We start from the raw sequence: 18,998 nt of genomic DNA on the forward strand, positions 1-18,998 counted from the left end.
GGCACGCGCCACGCCGCTATAGCGCCATCTGGTTTTCCCAAAGGCTAAAGACATGTCCGTTGATCTGCAAACTGTGAAGCGCGTCGCGCGTCTCGCCCGCATTGCGGTGAGCGAGGAGGATGCCGAGCGCATGACCGGCGAGCTGAACGCCATTCTGGGCTTTGTCGAGCAGCTGAACGAGGTCGATGTCTCCGGCGTCGAGCCGATGACATCGGTGACGCCGATGGAGATGAAGAAGCGCCAAGACATCGTCACCGACGGCAACAAGGCTGCCGATATCGTCGCCAACGCGCCGGCCACTGACGAGAATTTCTTCCTCGTGCCGAAGGTCGTGGAGTAGCTGGCCGATGGCAATCGAGATCGCCGTCGAAACGCCGCTGCAGGACGATGTCCGCGCTTTGGTCGAGGAGCTCAACGCGACGCTGCTCGAACTGACGCCGCCGGAGCATTGCTACCATCTGACGGTCGAGCAGATGGCTGGCGACGACACCACCGTGTTCATCGCCCGCGACGACGGGCAAGCCATCGGTTGCGGCGCGCTGAAGCGCCATGACGCCCGCGTCGGTGAGGTCAAGCGCATGTACACGCGGCCCTCGCATCGCGGCAGGAAGATCGGCGCCAAGATCGTCGAGCATGTCGAAACGCTGGCGCGCAGCGAAGGGCTGAAGCGCCTGGTGCTTGAAACCGGCGACCGCCATCCCGCCGCCTGGACCGTCTACGAACGCGCCGGCTTCTCGCGCTGCGGGCCGGTGCTGGATTATCCCGATTCCGAGTGGTCGGTGTTTTACGAAAAGAGCCTTTGATGAGCGGATTGACCCATCTGACAATTTCGCAGGCGCGCGCCAAGCTGCGCGCCAAGGAGATTTCGGCCGTCGAAATCACCGAGGCCTATCTCGGTGCCATCGAGCGCGCCAATCCGGTGCTCAATGCCTACATCGTCGTCACCGGCGACAAGGCGCGCGATATGGCCAAAGCTTCCGACGCCAGGCTCGCCAAGGGCCAGGGCGGTGCGCTGGAAGGCATCCCGCTCGGCATCAAGGACCTGTTCGGCACCGAAGGTATCCACACCCAGGCCTGCAGCCATGTGCTGGACGGCTTCAAGCCGCGCTACGAATCGACCGTCACCGCCAATCTGTGGGCAGACGGCGCCGTCATGCTGGGCAAGCTTAACATGGACGAGTTCGCCATGGGCTCGTCCAACGAGACCTCCTATTACGGCCCTGTCGTCAATCCGTGGCGGCGTTCGCGCCTCGACACGGTGGTGATGCCGACCACGCATCAGGGCGATGGCGGTTTCGTTTCGGCCGGCGGCACCAAGACCGCGCGCACGCTGGACAATGCCCAACTGGTGCCGGGGGGCTCGTCGGGGGGCTCGGCTTCCGCCGTCTCGGCTTTCCTGTGCGCCGGCGCCACCGCCACCGACACCGGCGGCTCGATCCGCCAGCCAGCCGCCTTCACCGGCACCGTCGGCATCAAGCCGACCTATGGCCGCTGCTCGCGCTGGGGCATCGTCGCCTTCGCTTCGTCGCTCGATCAGGCGGGCCCGATCGCCCGGGACGTGCGCGATGCCGCGATCATGCTGAAGTCCATGGCCTCGGTCGACGCCAAGGACACCACTTCCGTCGACCGGCCGGTGCCGGATTACGAGGCGGCGATCGGCAAACCGATCAGGGGCATGAAGGTCGGCATTCCCCGGGAATACCGCGTCGACGGCATGCCGGAAGAGATCGAGGCGCTGTGGCAGAAGGGCATTGCCTGGCTCAGGGATGCCGGCGCCGAGATCGTCGACATTTCGCTGCCGCACACCAAATATGCTTTGCCGGCTTATTATATCGTAGCGCCTGCCGAAGCATCATCCAATCTGGCGCGCTATGACGGCGTCCGCTATGGCTTGCGCGTGCCGGGCCAGGACATTGTCGACATGTACGAAAAGACCCGAGCCGCCGGGTTCGGTCGGGAGGTCAAGCGTCGCATCATGATCGGCACCTATGTGCTGTCGGCAGGTTATTACGATGCCTACTATCTGCAGGCGCAGAAGGTGCGCAATTTGATCAAGCGCGACTTCGAGACGGTTTTTGCCGACGGCGTCGACGTCATCCTGACGCCGGCGACGCCGTCGGCCGCCTTCGGCATCGCTGACGAGGACATGGCCGCCGATCCGGTCAAAATGTACCTCAACGACATTTTCACGGTGACCGTGAACATGGCCGGACTGCCGGGCATTGCCGTGCCTGCCGGCCTCGATGCCAAGGGCCTGCCGCTCGGCCTGCAGCTGATTGGCCGTCCCTTCGACGAGGAAACCCTGTTCCAGACAGCCGCCGTCATCGAGCAGGCGGCGGGAACCTTCCAGCCGGAGAAGTGGTGGTAGCATGCCGCCTCCGTCTCGCATTTCCATCGTCGAGACGGGAAACGAACTGCTGATCACGAACCCGCCACGCACCTCGGATTTCAGGACAGTCTTTGTCCTGATCGGGGCCGCGATCGTCGCCTACACCGGCTACATGGGATTGACGGATATGTCGTCCGCAACGCTCACCAGCGGCACGCTCGGCCTGCTGTCCTTCGTGGCGGTCATTGCCCTCTTCACCTATTTCCTGGGCAAGGATTTCATCTGGCGGGTGTTCGGCAGGGAAACCCTGCGGCTGACCGACACTGCAGCCGTGCGCTCGGTGAGGGGTTCCTTGCGAAATCGGTGGCCACTGCCTTTGAAAGGGCATCTTAGGGTCGAAATCCTCGACCATACCTATCCCACGGACGAAGTGGGACTGTCGGAAGTCATCAGCTTGACCAACGCGAACGGCGTCCTTGTTTTCGGCAGGGAGTTAAGCCGCCTCGAAGCGGAAGCGGTAGCGAGTGCGGTCGAGCACTTCACCGGCCGTCACAATTTGAGCTGGAGATAGGCAGGCAATGTTCTTCTATCTCTCCAAGGTATTCTGGTTCTTCGTCCAACCACTCAACCTGGCGATCTTCCTGCTGCTTGCCGGCTTGCTCGCGGCGCTGATCGGCCGCCGGCGATTGGCGGCGACGGGCAGTGTGTTCGCCTTCCTGATTCTGGCGCTGTCGGCCTGGACGTCGCTTGGCGCCATGATGCTCAATCCGCTCGAAGAGCGCTTCCCAAAGCCGCCGCTGCCGCGGAAGGTCGACGGCATTGTCGTGCTCGGCGGCGGCTTCGAGGGCGCCATCAACTTGGCGCGCGGCGGCTATGAGCTGAATTCCGGCGGCGACCGCATGGTCGAGGCGGCGATCCTTGCCCGGCGCTTTCCCGAGGCGAAAGTGGTTATCTCGGGCGGCACCGGTGAACTGTTCATCGATGGCGAGGGGGATGCGGCCACCGCGCCGCGGCTGCTCGGTGCGCTTGGCGTCGACGCCGATCGCCTGATGCTCGAGAGCAAATCCCGCAACACCTATGAGAATGCCGTCTTAACCAAGGAACTGGTAACGCCGAAATCGGGCGAAACCTGGCTGCTGGTGACCTCCGCCTTCCACATGCCGCGCGCCAAGGCGCTGTTCGACAAGGCCGGCTTTCACACGGTCCCGTGGCCGGTCGACTATCGCACCTCGGGCAAGGAAGGCTTTGGCCTGTTTCGCGACAACGCACCCGATTCGCTGCAGACCACGACCATGGCGATCCGCGAATGGATCGGGCTCGCCGCCTATTGGCTATCGGGCCGGATCGACCAGCTTTTCCCCGGCCCGGGCGGCTGACCGATCACCGCTTGTCGCGCCGCTGAAAAGAACTGGCGCCGCACCAGCACCGCCAGAAGCAGCAGCGTCGACAGCACGAACACGATCGGGTCGACGAACCAGCCGAGATAGCCGATCGAGAAGAACACCGCGCGCAGGCCTGAATTGAAATGCTTGCCGGCCAGCATGTTCATGCGCGCCGCGCGCCACACCGCCGTTTCGCTGACCGGGTTGCGTGACGCCTCGCCATAGGGGATCGGCACCGCGCCGATCAGGATCGTGCAGTAGTTGAACAGACGGTAGGCCCAGCCGAACTTGAAGAAGGCGAAGGCCAGGATCAGCACCAGGCCAAAGACCTTGATCTGGAAGGCGGAGCGCGATGAGGTCGCGTTCAACGGCAGGTCGTTCAGCACGGCAAGGACCTGATCCGAGGCGCCAAGCAGCGCGAAACAGCCACCGAGCGCAATCAGCGAACTGGAGGCGAAAAAGGCGGTGCCTTGCTGCAGGCCGCTCATGATGGCGGTGTCGACGATGCGGATTTCGCGCTCGGCCATGGTGCGCATCCAGGCCTCGCGCTGCACGTTCATGGCCATCGTCAACGACACCCGGCTGACCAGTCTGCCGTCGGACGCCAGCGTATGCAGCAACCATGCGAGCAGGAAGAAAGCCAGCGCCGCCAGATCAGCCGTCGACAGATGGAAGGAATCGCCCATGCCCCCTTTTACCACAGGCAAAGCGGTCAGTTCGATGCTCCAATGCATGCCGCCCAGAGGTGAGCTGCGGTTCTGGGACAACGACATGCATTGAAACAAGAACTTAAAGCGCGTCGCATGAATCCGTTTCAGCGCGACGCGCTTTCAGCCGGTGATGTCGCTGCCGGAGCAAACAAGGTCGGCAGGTGCAGCGCCGCAATCCGCAAAACAGCACAAACATCATGGAAAGTCCTATATGTAGGTCTTGATCCCATTCCCGGAGACGGCGCAGCGTGTTTCTTTCGGTTTTCGACCTGTTCAAGATCGGCATCGGACCGTCGAGTTCGCACACGATGGGACCGATGACAGCGGCGCGGCGGTTTCTCGACGAGATCGCCGGAGACGACTGGCCGCGCCCGGCCGGCGCGAAAGTTGATCGTCTCGGCGCCAGCCTGCACGGTTCGCTCGCCTATACCGGTATCGGCCATGGCTCGGATCGCGCCGTTGTCCTCGGCCTTGCTGGCCTGACACCGCAGACGGTCGATCCCGATCAGGCCGAAGGCATCGCCACGCGCATCGCCGCCGAGAAGCGGATATCGCCACACGGCCATCCCTCCTATCGCTTCGACCCGGCGACGGATCTGGTGCTCGACCGCAAGACGCCGCTCACCGGCCACGCCAACGGCATGGCCTTCTACGCTTACGATGCCGGCGACCGGCTGCTGCTCAAGCGCATCTATTATTCCATCGGCGGCGGCTTCGTGGTGTCCGAGGAAGAGCTGCAGCGGATGAAGGTCAAGGGCTCGGTGACCACAGAAGGCAAGAAGGTGCCCTATCCCTTCAAGAACGCCGTCGAGATGCTGAAGATGGCAGGCAAAAGCGGCCTGTCTATCGCCGACATGAAGCGCGTCAATGAAGAGACGCATATGTCGCGCGAGGAGCTCGACAGCGGCCTTGATGCGATCTGGGGCGCCATGAAGGGCTGCATCGACCGCGGCCTGTCGCAGGACGGCATCATGCCGGGCGGGCTGAAAGTGCGCCGTCGTGCCCGCATGCTGCACGACAAGCTGCAGGAGCAATGGCAGCAGAACAAGCCCAACCCTTTGCTGGCCAATGACTGGCTGTCGATCTACGCCATGGCGGTGAACGAAGAGAACGCCGCCGGTGGACGCGTCGTCACCGCGCCGACCAATGGCGCGGCCGGCACATTGCCGGCGGTGCTGCGTTACTGGCTGCATTTCCACCCCGAGGCCGACCAGCCGAGCATCCGCGACTTCCTGCTCACGGCCGCCGCCGTCGGCGGCATCATCAAGACCAATGCCTCGATCTCCGGCGCCGAGGTCGGCTGCCAGGGCGAGGTCGGTTCGGCCTCGGCGATGGCTGCCGCGGGTCTCTGCGCCGTCATGGGCGGCACGCCCGAGCAGGTCGAGAACGCCGCCGAAATCGCGCTCGAACATCATCTCGGCATGACTTGCGATCCAGTCGGCGGTCTGGTCCAGGTGCCTTGCATCGAGCGCAACGCGCTCGGCGCCGTCAAGGCGGTCACCGCCGCCTCTCTGGCGATCAAAGGCGACGGCGTCCATTTCGTGCCGCTCGACGCCGCGATCGAAACAATGCGCCAGACGGGCCTCGACATGAACGAGAAGTACAAGGAAACCAGCCTTGGTGGGCTCGCCGTCAATGTCGTGGAATGCTGACCGTGCAACGCCACTGGCACTGTGGAGAAGTCGGGCAGGGCCGTTGACGCAATCGCGCGCCGGACTAAACCTTAAGCGATGGCACTCAATCTCCTAAAACTGTGCGTCGGTTGCGACAGCGTCGAGGACCTCGAAGAATGGATCGCCTTCCGCCTCGATGAGCGCCGCCGCGCCGGCGAACCCGCCGAGCACTGGCACACCACCCGCATGGTGCCGACGCGCGGCGCCGAGGTCACCGATGGCGGTTCGCTTTATTGGGTGATCAAGGGCAGCGTGCAATGCCGCCAGCTGATCACTGATATCAGGCCGTTCACGGACGACGAAGGCATCGGCCGTTGCCGCCTGATGCTCGACCTCGACGTCGTGCGCACCGACTGGCAGCCGCGCCGCGCCTTCCAGGGCTGGCGTTATCTCAAACCTTCGGATGCGCCCGCAGATATCGGCAAGGGCAAGGCCGGAATGGTCGAGATGCCGCCGAAACTAAAGCGCGAGCTCGCCGATCTGGGCTTGCTGTAGAGCCAAGGGCGCGGCCGCTTCTCCCAGAGCGTCGAGCGCTGGCCCTTCATCTTGTCCAAGGCTGGACTTGCAAGGGGGCCGACAACGCCACATCTTGCTTCTTATGAGCGACAAGAAGCAGCGCGTGCCCGCAAGGGCCAGTCCTGCGCCGGTCAAGCCTCAATCCAATGCCGGCGAGATCGACGCCTTCATCCGTCAGGCCCGGACGCTTGTCGCGTCCGCGACCGGCACGGGCCGGCTGATCCTTGCCCTCGACGCAACGATGAGCCGCCAGCCGACCTGGGATCTCGCCACCAAGCTGCAGGGCGAAATGTTCGACGCCGTCGGCAAGGCCGGAACTCTCAGCGTCCAACTGGCCTATTTTCGCGGGTTGGGCGAGTGCCGCTCGTCGGCTTTTGTCGCCGACACCAATGCCCTGAAGCAGCTGATGACGCGGATCGACTGCCGTGCCGGCCACACCCAGATCGGCAAGGTGCTGGCGCATGCGCTGAAGGAAACGGCGGCGGCCAAGGTCAATGCTCTGGTCTATATCGGCGACGCCATGGAAGAGGATATCGACGACCTGGCGCAGAAGGCCGGGGGCCTCGGTCTGCACGGCGTTCCCGTCTTCGTCTTCCAGCAAGGCCATGATCCCGGCGCAGAAAAGGCGTTCAAGGAGATTGCGCGGCTGTCCAAAGGGGCTTGGTTCCGATTTGATCGGCGGGCTGCCGCGACCTTGGCCGGGCTGCTTTCGGCGGTCGCCGTCTATGCGACGGGTGGATTGAAGGCGCTCGAGGCAAGGGACAGGCCGGGAGACCGGCTGCTGATCGAGCATCTCAGGGGCGGCGGGAATTGATGGGCGCTATCATTGCACTTGTTGCACTGTTTCTGGTGCTGCTCGGCGCGGCGACGATCTTTGTCCGCGCCGATGCGCAAAAACTGGCAAGCGGCATGCGCACGCTCGGGCCGGTGCTTCTGGCGCTGGTCGGGCTTGCCGTTCTGGTGGTCGGGCGCGAAGGCATTGCCGGCCTCATCCTGGCCGCGGCCCTTGCCTGGTACGGTTCGATGCGAATGAAGCGGCCGTCGGTCGGGCCGGCGCCCGGCAAGCGCTCGACGGTGCGGACCGCCGCACTGGAAATGGAGCTTGATCACGATACGGGCGGGCTTGAAGGCCTGGTTCTGGCCGGCCGTCATGAAGGCAAGATGCTGGGCGCGATGGGCCTGGCCGAGTTGCAGCAGCTTTACCGCGAACTCCCCGGCGACCCGGAGAGCCGCCAGCTCCTAGAGACGTATCTTGACGGCCGTTTTCCCGTCTGGCGCAAAGACGCTGAGGCGAACGGTGGCGAAGGGCTGGGTGTTGCGCCAGGTGCGGGCGCCATGACTAAGGAGGAGGCCTACAAGATCCTTGGTCTTGAAGCGGGGGCCGCCGCGGCGGATGTCCGCAAGGCGCACCGCCGCCTGATGCAGCGCCTGCACCCCGACATCGGCGGCACGTCTTTCCTGGCGGCGCGGATCAACGAAGCCAAGGACGTCTTGCTCTCCAATCACAACTAGTCTCCTTCGACGCAGTAAATTTCCGGGAGATGGTTCCGACGCCGCCCTACTGTTGGACGGCGTAGCAGGCGATTTTCTTTTTCTTCAGGGCATTGCAGGCATTCCAGGCCGCGTCCTTCGAGCGGAAGCCGCCGAACCGGGCGCGGTAATAGGTCTCGCCATCCTTTTCGAAGGCGACGGTGAAACCGGAAGCAGCCCCAAGAACTTTGGGCGCCTGCTTGGCGGTCTTGTCTAGGAAAGCCTGGGCTTCGGACTGCTTGGGCGACGACGCCACCTGCACCGCCCAACCAGCCGGCACCGAGGCCGTGTTGACCGGGTCGACCGCCTGTGGGGATACAGGCGTGGGTTCGGCATAGGCAGCCACAATCTGCGCAGTTTCGACCTTCGGCGCCGTCACGATGACGGTCTTGACCTTCCTGGTCTTGACGACGGGGGCGGGCTCTTCGACCGCGGCCACCGTCTGTTCGTCGGCAGACTGGCCTTCAGCAGACTGCTCGTCAGCGGATGTCGGATCGTCATTGGACGCTACGGCATCGTCTTCAACGATCGGCTTGCCATCCGGCGTCGGCGCGTCATGCTTGGGCAGGAAGACCTTGGCCAGCGCCTTGACCGGATTGTCGCCGCCGGCCTTGGCGACCAGGGCGCCGCCGCCGCGGGTCGATGCGCGCGGCATGTAGGCGTTGATCAGGCCGGCCATCTGGTTGTCGCGGCTGCGCCCCGAAGTGCCGCCCATGACGACGGCGACGAGGCGGCGGTTGCCATCCGAAACCGACGAGACGAGGTTGAAGCCGGAGGCGCGGGTATAGCCGGTCTTGATGCCGTCGACGCCCTTGATGCGGCCGAGCAGACGGTTGTGGCCATTGATGCGCTGGCGGCCGTAAAGGAAGGAGCGCTGCGAGAAATAGCCGTAATACTGCGGATAATGTTCCCTGAGCGCTATGCCAAGCATCGCCATGTCGTGGGCGGTTGTGAACTGGCCGGGATCGGGCAGGCCGTTGGCATTGCGAAACACGGTGCCGTCCATGCCGAGCGCGCGCGCCTTAGCGGTCATCATGCGAGCGAAATTGCTTTCGCTGCCGCCGAGCAGTTCGCCGAGCGCGGTCGCCGAATCATTGGCCGACTTGGTCACCATCGACAGGATGGCGGTCTCGACCGAAACCGCTCCGCCCGCCTTGACGCCGAGCTTGGTCGGCGGTTCGGCCGCCGCTTTGGCCGAGAACGGCACGGGCGTGTTCCTGCTGATCCGGCCCTTCGCCATGGCCTCGAAGGTCAGATAGAGCGTCATCATCTTGGTCAGCGACGCCGGGTAGCGCCGGCCGTTGGCATCGGACGAATAAAGCACCTTGCCGGTCTTGGCGTCGACGACGATCGCCGAAGACCTGGCGGCCATCGAGGACGCGGCATCCGCAACGACAAATGACATCGCCAAAGCGAGGATCATGATCGTTTTGAGGGAAGATGCGGATTTTGAACCGAAGACCGACAACGCCTGACGCACTGATAGTTCCTTTGAAACTCATTGCCCTGGAGGCGGCAAAGGGATCCGACCTCACTTGTCGTCAAACTATCGCGGCCAGCGTTACCAATCCGTTTATGGTAACCGGCGCGTTCACCATTTTCCTCGGGCTTGAGCCTTTCTTTATTCGAATTTTAGCTGTTGCCGGCGCAGCGCGGCCTGATGCCGCTGAAATCTTGACTTTTGTGCAGCGCACAATATATTCTCGTGCATTGCACAATCGCGCTCAGGCAAGGGCGCTTCAAAACGCCAAGGGAAACGTCAAATGACCCAGACCTACGAGGACTTCTCGAAATACGGCAAGGAGTTTGCCGATACCGGATTGAAGAGCTTCACCTCGCTCTCCAAGGGCGCGCAGGCGATCGCCACTGAAGCTGGCGAATACACCAAGAAGAGCTTCGAAGCCGGCAGCGCCGCGGTCGAAAAGCTGTTCTCCGCCAAGTCGCTGGAAAAGGCGGTCGAGATCCAGTCCGACTTCGCCAAGCAGAGCTATGAGAGCTTCGTTGCCGAGGCGACCAAGTTCGGCGATCTCTATGCCGATCTCGCCAAGGAGGCTTACAAGCCCTTCGAGTCGATTGTCGCCAAGGCGAAGTAATTTCGCTCGAGAATACCAGGCACGGCCTTTCGGGCTTGCAAAACAGACCCGGTCGCGGATGCGCGGCCGGGTTTTTTCATGCCGGTTTAATTCCGGGGCTTTGGCGGTTCACGATTTTGAAAATCGCCTCGGTTTGCCCACCTAGCCATATTGTCAGCTAACAAGAAGGGCTTAAAATCGTCCATCGAACACCTACATATCGAACTCGCATGGGGATTCGAAAGAGGCAGGACTACGTGACTTCAGGTTTGACTGCCACGACAAGCGTGGTGCGGATGCAAAGTGACGGCGACGGCAATGAGGCCGGTCGCGGCACAGCCGTCATTACGCGCACGAAGACCAAGACCAAGAAGCCCAGCCTTTACAGGGTCCTCATCCTCAACGACGACTACACGCCCATGGAGTTCGTGGTTCACGTCCTGGAGCGTTTTTTTCAAAAGGACCGCGAAGCCGCCACACGCATCATGCTTCATGTTCACAATCATGGGGTGGGCGAGTGCGGGGTCTATACATTCGAGGTGGCCGAGACCAAAGTGTCTCAGGTCATGGATTTCGCCCGACAGAATCAGCATCCGCTGCAATGCGTGATGGAGAAGAAGTGAGGTAACATGCCGGCTTTCTCCCAAGGCCTGGAAAAGGCGCTTCACCAGGCGCTGACGCTCGCCAATGAGCGGCACCATGAATATGCAACCCTAGAACATCTGCTGCTCGCCCTCATCGACGACACGGAGGCGGCCGCCGTCATGCGCGCCTGCAACGTCGATCTCGACGAGCTGAAGCACACCGTTCTGACCTATATCGACACCGAACTCGACAATCTCGTCACCGGCTACGATGAGGATTCCAAGCCGACCGCCGGCTTCCAGCGCGTCATCCAGCGCGCCGTGATCCATGTGCAGTCATCCGGCCGCGAGGAAGTATCCGGCGCCAACGTGCTCGTCGCCATCTTTGCCGAGCGCGAGAGCCATGCCGCTTATTTCCTGCAGGAACAGCAGATGACCCGCTACGACGCGGTCAACTACATCTCGCACGGCATCGCCAAGCGCCCCGGCGCATCGGAGACGCGCTCGCCGCGCGGCGCCGATGACGAGCAGGGCGGCCAGAACGGCGCCGAGCCGCAGGAGGAAGGCGGCAAGAAGAAGCAGCAGCAGGATGCGCTGACGGCTTATTGCGTCAACCTCAACAATAAAGCCAAGGCCGGCAAGATCGATCCGCTGATCGGCCGGGAGAGCGAAATCAACCGCACCATCCAGGTGCTGTGCCGCCGCTCCAAGAACAACCCGCTCTATGTCGGCGATCCCGGCGTCGGCAAGACGGCGATTGCCGAAGGTCTGGCCAAGCGCATCGTCGAAGGCGATGTGCCCGAAGTGCTGCAGGACGCCACCATTTTCGCGCTCGACATGGGCACGCTTCTGGCCGGCACGCGCTACCGTGGCGATTTCGAAGAGCGGCTGAAGCAGGTCGTCAAGGAGCTCGAGGATTATCCGGGCGCCGTGCTGTTCATCGACGAGATCCACACCGTCATCGGCGCCGGTGCGACGTCCGGCGGCGCGATGGATGCGTCGAACCTGTTGAAGCCGGCGCTGTCTTCGGGTGCCATCCGCTGCATCGGCTCGACCACTTACAAGGAGTTCCGCCAGTTCTTCGAGAAGGACCGCGCTCTGGTGCGGCGCTTCCAGAAGATCGACGTCAACGAGCCGACCATCGAGGACGCCATCGAGATCATGAAGGGCCTCAAGCCCTATTATGAGGAATTCCACAAGGTGAAGTTCACCAACGAGGCGATCAAGGCTTCGGTGGAACTGTCGGCCCGCTACATCAACGACCGCAAGCTGCCGGACAAGGCGATCGACGTGATCGACGAGACCGGCGCCTCGCAGATGCTGGTGCCGGAAGCCAAGCGCAAGAAGACGATCGGCATCAAGGAGATCGAAGCCACGATCGCCACGATGGCCCGCATCCCGCCCAAGACGGTTTCGGCAGACGACGAGAAGGTGCTGCAAGGCCTCGACATCGAGCTGAAGCGCGTCGTCTATGGCCAGGACACCGCCATCACCGCGCTGACCTCGGCGATCAAGCTGGCGCGTGCCGGCCTGCGCGAACCGGAAAAGCCGATCGGCTCCTACCTGTTCTCAGGCCCGACCGGCGTCGGCAAGACCGAAGTCGCCAAGCAGTTGGCTGCCTCGCTCGGCGTCGAGCTGATCCGCTTCGACATGTCGGAATATATGGAACGCCACACCGTCTCGCGGTTGATCGGCGCGCCTCCCGGCTATGTCGGCTTCGACCAGGGCGGCTTGTTGACCGACGGGGTCGACCAGCATCCGCACTGCGTGCTCTTGCTGGATGAAGTCGAGAAGGCGCATCCGGACCTGTTCAACATCCTGTTGCAGGTCATGGACCACGGCAAGCTGACCGACCACAACGGCAAGCAGATCGACTTCCGCAATGTCATCCTTATCATGACCACCAATGCGGGCGCATCCGATGCGCAGCGCGCGGCGATCGGTTTCGGATCGACCAAGCGCGAAGGCGACGATGTCGAGGCCATCAACCGGTTGTTCACGCCGGAGTTCCGCAACCGTCTCGATGCGATCATCCCGTTCGGCTCGCTGCCGGTGCCGGTCATCCATCAGGTGGTGCAGAAGTTCGTCATGCAGCTCGAGGCCCAGCTCTCCGAGCGGGGCGTCACCTTCGACCTGTCGTCCGACGCGATCGCCTGGCTGGCCGACAAGGGCTATGATGAGCGCATGGGTGCGCGGCCGCTCGGCCGGGTCATCCAGGAGCACATCAAGAAGCCGTTGGCCGACGAGGTGCTGTTCGGCAAGCTCAAGAAGGGCGGCACGGTGCGCGTCACCGTCGAGAAGAAGGAAACCGGCGAAACCGGCCTGAAGCTCGAATCACTGGCCGACGAAGCCCCGGTGCAGCCGAAGCAGGAGCCGGAAGAGACGCCGAAAGCCCGCAAGGCGGTGGCCAAGAAGCCCGTCGCCAAGAAGGCGGTGGCGCAGAAGCCTCAGCCCAAGGGCAAGGACGAGCCTGAGCCCAAGGGCAAGGATGGCGGCAAGCGCAGCCTGGTGCCGCAACTGCCGCGCAAGAGCTGAAAGGTTCGCCTATGAAGGGCCCGGTGACGGGCCCTTTTTTCATTGGCTGGCCGGTTTGCCGACACAGCGCCCCTGCTTTTCAGGGCAGATGTTGTTAGGTCAGGCGGCGACGCCCTCGGGTGCAAACTTGCCCAGGAAGTACCCGCACGCCTTCCAGATGGCGATCGAAATCAGAACGCTCGCATAGCCATCCACGGCATAATGCCAGCCAAGGACGACCGAGCCGACCATGATGATTGCGGCGAATGCCCACATCAAAAGGCCGGCCAACCGTGAGCGGCGTGTTGCATAAAGCGCGAAAAGCACCGCCATCGCTACATGCATGGACGGGAAGGCGGATATGCCGAGACTGCCTGGCGTCGCCCCGATATAGCCGCTCCACACAAGGTCCTGCGTGCTGAGCGCCCAGATCGGATAGATGCGATCGGCGGCGGCGAGTGCTTGCATCAGGGAATGATAGTCGCTGCCCAGCCCCAGTCGCTCGTAAAAGCACGGCCCTGCCGAAGACAGGCCCATCGCCAGGAAAAAACCCGCCAGTATCCACACGAGCATGAAGCTCATCAGGAACTGGTGACGCAGCTTCGTGTCCCTGCGCGTGATGCAAGCGATGAAGACCGAGGCGATAAGGACGACGAACCAGGAATTGTAAGCCAGGTTGAACGATCTTACGGCGAGCGGCGACTGGACGATAAACCATAGCCATTCATGGGGCGCTCGGCCGAAATGCAGCACCCGGTCGGCCTGAGCCAATGCGTGATCCCATGCGAATGGCGAAAGGATCGCGACCGCGCCTTTCAACACACCGAAAGCGGATATGAGCGCAATGCACGCGGCCAGACCATTCAGGCTGTTGGCGTTGCGCTCGGCGTCGCCGAAGACGCCGCCGATCGATCGCAGAAAAGTGCCGAGCGGCTCGGGATCCCGCTTGATGAGTGCAAGGTGAAAAAAGCTGCCGAGTGCGAAGGCGCAGCCACCGATCCAGAAAGCGAAAAGAAGGTATTGGGCATAGTCTTCCAGCACGCCGAAATCCGGCATGTTTCCGGTGCGCAGGCCGACCGCGGCTGCCAAAAGCAGGGCAGCGATGGCCATCGCATGCAGCAGGCGGTGTCGCCGGTACGCGTCCGCCAAGGTGCGCAGAAAGGCCCGCCCGGCAGCTGCTTTTACCAACGGCTCTGATGTCGCAACCGAATGTTCCACGATTTTTAAAACCCAAACGCATCCCGGTACGGCACTTTATCACGGGGTGGTTTGATATTTTCCTAACCGACGTGGTGGATTGTGGCTGAGCGCATCGCCCTGAGGCGCGCGCCACCTCAACCGTTCAGCGCTGCTCGGATCTTCGCCGCGTTCTCCGTCAGCACTTCGGGCTTCTCCATCTGCCCCGTATGCGGCTTGAGCGCGATGCCTTCGAACCGCGGGATGACATGGACATGTAGGTGGTAGACGGTCTGGCCGGACGCCGGTTCGTTGAACTGCAGGATGGTGACCCCGTCAGCGCCGAAACCCTTTTTGACCGCCAGCGCGACCGTCTGGACCGTGGTGAACAGCCGGCCGAGCGTCGCCGGATCGGCATCGAGCAGATTGCGCGACGGTACTTTGGGCACCACCAGCGTGTGACCGGGGCCTTGCGGCATCACATCCATGAAGGCGACCACGGCATCATCCTCGTAGATGCGGTGCGAGGGGATTTCGCCGCGCAGGATCTTTGCGAAGATATTGCTGGGGTCGTAGGCCTCGGTCATGGCGGCGCTCCGGGAGTATGCTCCCGGTGTAGCGAAGCTGTCCTGGACCGGCAAGATGGTCAGGTAAGATGGTCAGGCGAGGGCAGGCGCGGATCGCTATTCCTCAAGATCCTTGCGGAACGGCGTATGCTCTTCCAGAATTTCGCCCATCCGCTCGACCTCGCGCCGCTCACGCCGGAGATAATCGGCCACAGCATTGCGCAGGCCGGGATGTGCGATGTAGTGCGCCGAATGCATGGTCACGGGACGATAGCCGCGCGCCAGTTTGTGCTCACCCTGCGCGCCGGCCTCGATCACCTTCAGCTTGCGCTCGATGGCGAAGTCGATGGCCTGATGGTAGCAGACTTCGAAATGCAGGAACGGGTGGTCCTCGATGCAGCCCCAATTGCGGCCGTAGAGCGCATCGGAGCCGATGAAGTTGATGGCGCCGGCGACATAGCGGCCATTGCGCTTGGCCATGACCAACAGGATGTCCTGGGACATGCGCTCCCCGATCAGCGAGAAGAACTTGCGGTTGAGATAGGGCCGGCCCCATTTGCGGCTGCCGGTATCCATATAGAAGGCGAAGAAATCGTCCCAGGCCCTTTCGGTCAGGTCCTTGCCGGTCAGCCGGTCGATCGAGATACCGTTGGCGAGCGCCTCGCGGCGCTCCTTCTTCATCGCCTTGCGCTTGCGCGATGCCAGCGTGGCGAGAAAGTCGTCATAGGTCGAAAAGCCTTCGTTGAAGAAATGGAACTGCTGGTCGGTGCGGTGCAGGAAGCCGGCTGCTTCCAGCGTTGCAACGTCGCTTTCATTGGCGAAGGTGACATGCGCGGAGGACACGCCGAGCTTTTCCGTCACCGCCTTCAGGCCCGCTGCGAGACCGGCCTTCACAATGGCGCTGTCCTCGCCCTTGCTGACCAGCAGGCGAGGGCCGGTGACCGGAGAGAACGGCACGGCGCATTGCAGTTTCGGATAGTAGTTGCCGCCGGCGCGTTCGAACGCATCGGACCAGCCGTGGTCGAAGACATATTCGCCCTGGCTGTGCGATTTGAGATAGCAGGGCACGGCGCCCAGCAATCTGCCTTGGGCATTTTCCAGTCTGAGATGATGACCTTGCCAGCCGGTGCGCCGCACGGCGCAGCCGGAATCTTCAAGCGCGCTCAGAAAAGCATATGAAACGAGAGGGTTATAGCCGTTTTCTGTGTCGCTGCGGGTTGTGCCGGTAAAGCCGTTCCACTCGTCGCATGTGAAGGCATTGATGCCGGCGGCGACGCGGATGGAGAACTCCGCATTCGCCGTTTGCCCATCGCCTTCGTCACCCTGATCCATGAGGCTTATTTAAGCTCTGTCGGGGCCGCTACAAGTCACGTTTCAGGCACTCCCATCAGGCGACTTTGACCAGATCGGGTTCGAACCCTTCGAACGTCATCTGGTCGGCGTATTTGAAGGTGAGATCCACCGCCGGCTGGTCATGCACCGTCCAGGTGATGACAGGCATTTTAAGCCTTTCGCGCACGAAGCTGACGAACGGGTTCGGCAGATCGCCCGCGGCATAGGAGGTGAAGGCGAGGTCATGCGCCAGCATGGCGAAATGCGCCTCGATCAACTGGTTGTCCTTGCCATAGGCCGTGAGCCCGCCCGGAATTCCTGGCGCATCCCTGGGGAAATCGCGGACCAGCCAGTGGTCGAACGACATGATCGCCGCCTTGCCCTTGTAGCGCTCCAGCATCTTGCCGACGCTCGCCACCAGGCCCTCGTCGTAGCCGGGCACGCCCTTCAATTCGACCACCAAAGGCACGCGGCCGTCGACCAGGTCGAGCACCTCCTGAAGTGTCGGCACATGGTCCTTGGTGCCGCCGATCCTGAGCGCCGCCAGTTCCGCTGCCGTGCGCTGCCAGACGAAGCCGTCCTGGCCGGTCAACCGCCTGAGATCGCCGTCATGAATGATGACGGGGACGCGGTCGGACGACAAATGCACGTCGCATTCGATCGCATAGCCGCGCTCGGCGGCAGCAGCGAAGGCCGACAGCGTGTTTTCCCAGCGCGTCTTGTTCATGTCGTGAAAGCCGCGATGCGCCACCGGGCGGGCGGTCAGCCAGGAAAGGTCGGTCATTGTCTTGGTCCTGCTCATGCGACCTCGAAGACGGCTTCGATTTCCACTGCGGCATTAAGCGGCAGACAGGCGGTGCCGACGGCGGAGCGGGCATGCTTGCCGCGCTCGCCAAGGGCGGCGACCAGGAAATCGGAGGCGCCATTGGCGACCAGATGCTGCTCGACGAAATCCGGCACTGATGCAACAAAGACGGTGATCTTGACCAAACGCTGGATTTTTTCGAGATCGCCAAGTGCTGCTTTTGCTTGGGCCAAGACATTGATTGCGCAGTACTTTGCGCCTTCCTTGCCGGTTGCGGTATCGACGTCGCGGCCGAGCAGGCCGCTTGCCTGCAGCTTGCCGTCCTTGAGCGGCAACTGCCCGGCGGTGAACAAAAGATTGCCGGACCTGCAATAGGGCACATAGTTCGCGGCGGGCGCTGCGGCGGCAGGTATTGTCACGCCGAGATCGCTTAGCCGCTTTTCGATTGTTTCACTCATGGTATTTCCCTATTGCTTGGAGACGCCGCGCTGGCCGGGCCGAAATTGCTATTTTTGCCTCGCTTCCGCCACGACTTTTTTTAAGCTGGACCATCTTTACCTGCGGCCTGCCATCAGCTGCGACGATCGGAGCCCCTTATGCGCGCAACGCGCCTTGCCTTCCACGCCGTTCTCTTTCCGGTGCTGTTCTCGATGGCTCCAGCCTTTGCCGTGCCGGCGCTGCAGGCGCATCGCGCCGTCTACGATCTTACCCTCGACAAGGCGTCGGACCGCTCGGGCATCACCGGGATTTCCGGCCGCATGGTCTATGAGTTCAACGGCTCGCCCTGCGAGGGCTATACGGTAAAATTCCGTTTCGTCACCCAGATCGCCACCGGCGACAACACCAGGCTGACCGACCAGCAGACGACCACGTTCGAGGACGCCGAAGGCAAGACCTTCTCGTTCGTGACCAAATCCTTCGTCGACCAGAACCTCGACAAGGAGGTCAAGGGCACCGCCACGAAAGAGACCAAGGGCCTCAAAGTCGACATTGACAAGCCCGAGAAGAACAGCCTGGAACTTGCCACCACCCAGTTCCCGACCCAGCATCTGGTCGAACTGATCGGCAAGGCCGAGAAGGGCGAGAATTTCTACGAAACCAGCCTTTTCGACGGTTCGGAGGATGCCAACAAGGTGATGACCACCACCGTCATCGTCGGCAAGAAGGCCGAGGGCGACAAGGCCGACCCCGAAGCGCCGGCGCTGGCCAAGCTTGCAGGCGACAAATACTGGCCGGTCGACATCGCCTATTTCGACGAGACCGACAAATCGGGCGAAGAGGTGCCGGAATACCGCATCAGCTTCAAGCTGCACGAGAACGGCATCACCCGCGACCTCACAATGGACTATGGCGAGTTCTCGATGACCGGAAAGCTGGTCAACCTGTCGCTGTTCGATCAGACCAAGCCTTGCCCCGTCTCGAAATAGCAACAATGCGGCGCTGGCCACGGCAGGCTTGATGGCAGTTCCCGATGGCGGTCTATGTCGATGCGGCAATCTGGAAATGGGCCGGCCATCGCTGGTGCCACCTGATGGCCGACGATACGGACGAACTGCATCGTTTCGCCGCCGAGCTTGGCGTCAAGCGTTCGTCCTACCAAGGGCCGCCCAGGACATCGGCGCCGCACTATGACATAACCGGCTTCGAGCGCGACCGGGCGGTGCGGCTCGGCGCCATCGAATGCAGCCGCGAGGAGATCGTTGCGATCTTCAGGCGCGTACGGGTACCCAACGGAAAGGGCCGATCGTGACGCTAACGGCATTCTTGGCTTATTGCCTTGCCATCACACTTGCCGCCGCCACGCCGGGA

Annotated in this window: 22 protein-coding genes; 15 read left to right on the top strand and 7 right to left on the bottom strand. The window is 62.5% G+C overall.

Annotation, left to right across the window (positions count from 1 at the left end; all coding sequences use genetic code 11):
* The first annotated feature begins 52 nt into the window (after positions 1-52).
* From gatC to AC3CCE_RS18200, 5 genes are read left to right on the top strand one after another with little or no spacing between them, the layout of a single operon-like run.
* On the top strand, positions 53-340 hold the full coding sequence (gene gatC / locus AC3CCE_RS18180; RefSeq protein WP_023670999.1) for an Asp-tRNA(Asn)/Glu-tRNA(Gln) amidotransferase subunit GatC: 288 nt from the start codon (positions 53-55) through the stop codon (positions 338-340).
* Positions 341-347: 7 nt separating this feature from the next.
* The gene (locus tag AC3CCE_RS18185; protein WP_023726661.1) at positions 348-803 is read left to right on the top strand and encodes a GNAT family N-acetyltransferase; all 456 of its coding nucleotides are present in this window, start codon (positions 348-350) and stop codon (positions 801-803) included.
* Positions 803-2,368: an amidase family protein gene (locus AC3CCE_RS18190; protein ID WP_023734345.1), complete on the top strand. Its 1,566-nt coding sequence runs from the start codon at positions 803-805 to the stop codon at positions 2,366-2,368. The genes AC3CCE_RS18185 and AC3CCE_RS18190 overlap by 1 nt, the downstream gene beginning before the upstream one ends.
* A 1-nt stretch (position 2,369) precedes the next feature.
* On the top strand, positions 2,370-2,900 hold the full coding sequence (locus AC3CCE_RS18195; protein ID WP_352624688.1) for a hypothetical protein: 531 nt from the start codon (positions 2,370-2,372) through the stop codon (positions 2,898-2,900).
* 7 nt (positions 2,901-2,907) lie between these two features.
* Positions 2,908-3,705 (top strand): YdcF family protein, encoded by a 798-nt coding sequence (locus AC3CCE_RS18200; RefSeq protein ID WP_023734347.1) that lies wholly within the window; start codon positions 2,908-2,910, stop codon positions 3,703-3,705.
* Here AC3CCE_RS18200 and AC3CCE_RS18205 read toward each other — a convergent pair.
* A complete protein-coding gene (locus tag AC3CCE_RS18205) occupies positions 3,654-4,397 on the bottom strand; it encodes a DUF599 domain-containing protein (protein ID WP_023671004.1) in 744 nt (247 codons plus the stop codon). The genes AC3CCE_RS18200 and AC3CCE_RS18205 overlap by 52 nt on opposite strands.
* A 272-nt stretch (positions 4,398-4,669) precedes the next feature.
* Here AC3CCE_RS18205 and AC3CCE_RS18210 point away from each other — a divergent pair, with 272 nt between their 5' ends.
* The 4 genes from AC3CCE_RS18210 (at position 4,670) to AC3CCE_RS18225 (ending at position 8,122) form a co-directional block, all read left to right on the top strand.
* A complete protein-coding gene (locus AC3CCE_RS18210) occupies positions 4,670-6,073 on the top strand; it encodes an L-serine ammonia-lyase (RefSeq protein ID WP_023688590.1) in 1,404 nt (467 codons plus the stop codon).
* Between the two features lie 78 nt (positions 6,074-6,151).
* Positions 6,152-6,589: a DUF1489 family protein gene (locus AC3CCE_RS18215; RefSeq protein WP_023671006.1), complete on the top strand. Its 438-nt coding sequence runs from the start codon at positions 6,152-6,154 to the stop codon at positions 6,587-6,589.
* Between the two features lie 103 nt (positions 6,590-6,692).
* Entirely contained in the window at positions 6,693-7,424 is a 732-nt protein-coding gene (locus tag AC3CCE_RS18220; protein ID WP_352624690.1) for a VWA domain-containing protein, read from the top strand.
* Complete coding sequence (locus AC3CCE_RS18225) at positions 7,424-8,122, top strand: DnaJ domain-containing protein (protein ID WP_023700739.1); 699 nt, start codon at positions 7,424-7,426, stop codon at positions 8,120-8,122. Before AC3CCE_RS18220 ends, AC3CCE_RS18225 begins: the two co-directional genes overlap by 1 nt.
* A 46-nt stretch (positions 8,123-8,168) precedes the next feature.
* On the opposite strand, the gene AC3CCE_RS18230 is transcribed toward AC3CCE_RS18225, so the two are convergent.
* Positions 8,169-9,563, bottom strand: coding sequence for a D-alanyl-D-alanine carboxypeptidase (locus AC3CCE_RS18230; protein WP_023748392.1), 1,395 nt, complete (start codon positions 9,561-9,563; stop codon positions 8,169-8,171).
* Positions 9,564-9,631: 68 nt separating this feature from the next.
* Here AC3CCE_RS18230 and AC3CCE_RS18235 point away from each other — a divergent pair, with 68 nt between their 5' ends.
* The 4 genes from AC3CCE_RS18235 to clpA all read left to right on the top strand — a co-directional run bounded on the left by AC3CCE_RS18235 (position 9,632) and on the right by clpA (position 13,331).
* Positions 9,632-9,907 carry a hypothetical protein gene (locus AC3CCE_RS18235; protein WP_023726657.1) on the top strand — a complete coding sequence of 92 codons (276 nt, stop codon included), beginning with the start codon at positions 9,632-9,634 and terminating at the stop codon, positions 9,905-9,907.
* Positions 9,904-10,233 carry a phasin family protein gene (locus AC3CCE_RS18240; protein WP_023671011.1) on the top strand — a complete coding sequence of 110 codons (330 nt, stop codon included), beginning with the start codon at positions 9,904-9,906 and terminating at the stop codon, positions 10,231-10,233. Before AC3CCE_RS18235 ends, AC3CCE_RS18240 begins: the two co-directional genes overlap by 4 nt.
* Positions 10,234-10,508: 275 nt before the next feature.
* A complete protein-coding gene (clpS, locus tag AC3CCE_RS18245; protein WP_023671012.1) occupies positions 10,509-10,835 on the top strand; it encodes an ATP-dependent Clp protease adapter ClpS in 327 nt (108 codons plus the stop codon).
* 6 nt (positions 10,836-10,841) lie between these two features.
* Entirely contained in the window at positions 10,842-13,331 is a 2,490-nt protein-coding gene (clpA, locus tag AC3CCE_RS18250; RefSeq protein ID WP_023684681.1) for an ATP-dependent Clp protease ATP-binding subunit ClpA, read from the top strand.
* Between the two features lie 99 nt (positions 13,332-13,430).
* Here the strand turns inward: clpA and AC3CCE_RS18255 are convergent, their stop codons facing one another.
* From AC3CCE_RS18255 to AC3CCE_RS18275, 5 genes are all read right to left on the bottom strand, one after another.
* Positions 13,431-14,366: a phosphatase PAP2 family protein gene (locus tag AC3CCE_RS18255; RefSeq protein ID WP_352512583.1), complete on the bottom strand. Its 936-nt coding sequence runs from the start codon at positions 14,364-14,366 to the stop codon at positions 13,431-13,433.
* A gap of 278 nt (positions 14,367-14,644) precedes the next feature.
* The gene (locus AC3CCE_RS18260) at positions 14,645-15,073 is read right to left on the bottom strand and encodes an HIT family protein (protein ID WP_352512582.1); all 429 of its coding nucleotides are present in this window, start codon (positions 15,071-15,073) and stop codon (positions 14,645-14,647) included.
* A gap of 96 nt (positions 15,074-15,169) precedes the next feature.
* Positions 15,170-16,384 carry a GNAT family N-acetyltransferase gene (locus AC3CCE_RS18265; RefSeq protein ID WP_352512581.1) on the bottom strand — a complete coding sequence of 405 codons (1,215 nt, stop codon included), beginning with the start codon at positions 16,382-16,384 and terminating at the stop codon, positions 15,170-15,172.
* Between the two features lie 55 nt (positions 16,385-16,439).
* Positions 16,440-17,168 carry a glycerophosphodiester phosphodiesterase gene (locus tag AC3CCE_RS18270; RefSeq protein WP_352512579.1) on the bottom strand — a complete coding sequence of 243 codons (729 nt, stop codon included), beginning with the start codon at positions 17,166-17,168 and terminating at the stop codon, positions 16,440-16,442.
* Positions 17,169-17,182: 14 nt separating this feature from the next.
* The gene (locus AC3CCE_RS18275) at positions 17,183-17,647 is read right to left on the bottom strand and encodes a RidA family protein (protein ID WP_023684686.1); all 465 of its coding nucleotides are present in this window, start codon (positions 17,645-17,647) and stop codon (positions 17,183-17,185) included.
* 138 nt (positions 17,648-17,785) lie between these two features.
* Here AC3CCE_RS18275 and AC3CCE_RS18280 point away from each other — a divergent pair, with 138 nt between their 5' ends.
* The gene (locus AC3CCE_RS18280; protein ID WP_023724373.1) at positions 17,786-18,616 is read left to right on the top strand and encodes a cell envelope integrity EipB family protein; all 831 of its coding nucleotides are present in this window, start codon (positions 17,786-17,788) and stop codon (positions 18,614-18,616) included.
* Between the two features lie 44 nt (positions 18,617-18,660).
* The gene (locus AC3CCE_RS18285; protein ID WP_023671020.1) at positions 18,661-18,939 is read left to right on the top strand and encodes a DUF4031 domain-containing protein; all 279 of its coding nucleotides are present in this window, start codon (positions 18,661-18,663) and stop codon (positions 18,937-18,939) included.
* The last annotated feature ends 59 nt before the right edge of the window (positions 18,940-18,998 follow it).

The sequence above is a fragment of the Mesorhizobium sp. P160187 genome (assembly GCF_057766425.1).

Bases quoted from the DNA above. Each gene is read 5' to 3' on its own strand.
- AC3CCE_RS18270 (WP_352512579.1), bottom strand. From the start codon at position 17,168: ATGACCGACCTTTCCTGGCTGACCGCCCGCCCGGTGGCGCATCGCGGC.
- AC3CCE_RS18185 (WP_023726661.1), top strand. From the start codon at position 348: ATGGCAATCGAGATCGCCGTCGAAACGCCGCTGCAGGACGATGTCCGC.
- AC3CCE_RS18260 (WP_352512582.1), bottom strand. From the start codon at position 15,073: ATGACCGAGGCCTACGACCCCAGCAATATCTTCGCAAAGATCCTGCGC.
- AC3CCE_RS18225 (WP_023700739.1), top strand. From the start codon at position 7,424: ATGGGCGCTATCATTGCACTTGTTGCACTGTTTCTGGTGCTGCTCGGC.
- clpS (WP_023671012.1), top strand. From the start codon at position 10,509: ATGCAAAGTGACGGCGACGGCAATGAGGCCGGTCGCGGCACAGCCGTC.
- AC3CCE_RS18215 (WP_023671006.1), top strand. From the start codon at position 6,152: ATGGCACTCAATCTCCTAAAACTGTGCGTCGGTTGCGACAGCGTCGAG.
- AC3CCE_RS18195 (WP_352624688.1), top strand. From the start codon at position 2,370: ATGCCGCCTCCGTCTCGCATTTCCATCGTCGAGACGGGAAACGAACTG.
- AC3CCE_RS18220 (WP_352624690.1), top strand. From the start codon at position 6,693: ATGAGCGACAAGAAGCAGCGCGTGCCCGCAAGGGCCAGTCCTGCGCCG.
- AC3CCE_RS18275 (WP_023684686.1), bottom strand. From the start codon at position 17,647: ATGAGTGAAACAATCGAAAAGCGGCTAAGCGATCTCGGCGTGACAATA.
- AC3CCE_RS18280 (WP_023724373.1), top strand. From the start codon at position 17,786: ATGCGCGCAACGCGCCTTGCCTTCCACGCCGTTCTCTTTCCGGTGCTG.
- AC3CCE_RS18230 (WP_023748392.1), bottom strand. From the start codon at position 9,563: ATGATCCTCGCTTTGGCGATGTCATTTGTCGTTGCGGATGCCGCGTCC.
- AC3CCE_RS18190 (WP_023734345.1), top strand. From the start codon at position 803: ATGAGCGGATTGACCCATCTGACAATTTCGCAGGCGCGCGCCAAGCTG.
- AC3CCE_RS18240 (WP_023671011.1), top strand. From the start codon at position 9,904: ATGACCCAGACCTACGAGGACTTCTCGAAATACGGCAAGGAGTTTGCC.
- clpA (WP_023684681.1), top strand. From the start codon at position 10,842: ATGCCGGCTTTCTCCCAAGGCCTGGAAAAGGCGCTTCACCAGGCGCTG.
- AC3CCE_RS18200 (WP_023734347.1), top strand. From the start codon at position 2,908: ATGTTCTTCTATCTCTCCAAGGTATTCTGGTTCTTCGTCCAACCACTC.
- gatC (WP_023670999.1), top strand. From the start codon at position 53: ATGTCCGTTGATCTGCAAACTGTGAAGCGCGTCGCGCGTCTCGCCCGC.
- AC3CCE_RS18255 (WP_352512583.1), bottom strand. From the start codon at position 14,366: ATGCCGGATTTCGGCGTGCTGGAAGACTATGCCCAATACCTTCTTTTC.
- AC3CCE_RS18205 (WP_023671004.1), bottom strand. From the start codon at position 4,397: ATGGGCGATTCCTTCCATCTGTCGACGGCTGATCTGGCGGCGCTGGCT.
- AC3CCE_RS18265 (WP_352512581.1), bottom strand. From the start codon at position 16,384: ATGGATCAGGGTGACGAAGGCGATGGGCAAACGGCGAATGCGGAGTTC.
- AC3CCE_RS18285 (WP_023671020.1), top strand. From the start codon at position 18,661: ATGGCGGTCTATGTCGATGCGGCAATCTGGAAATGGGCCGGCCATCGC.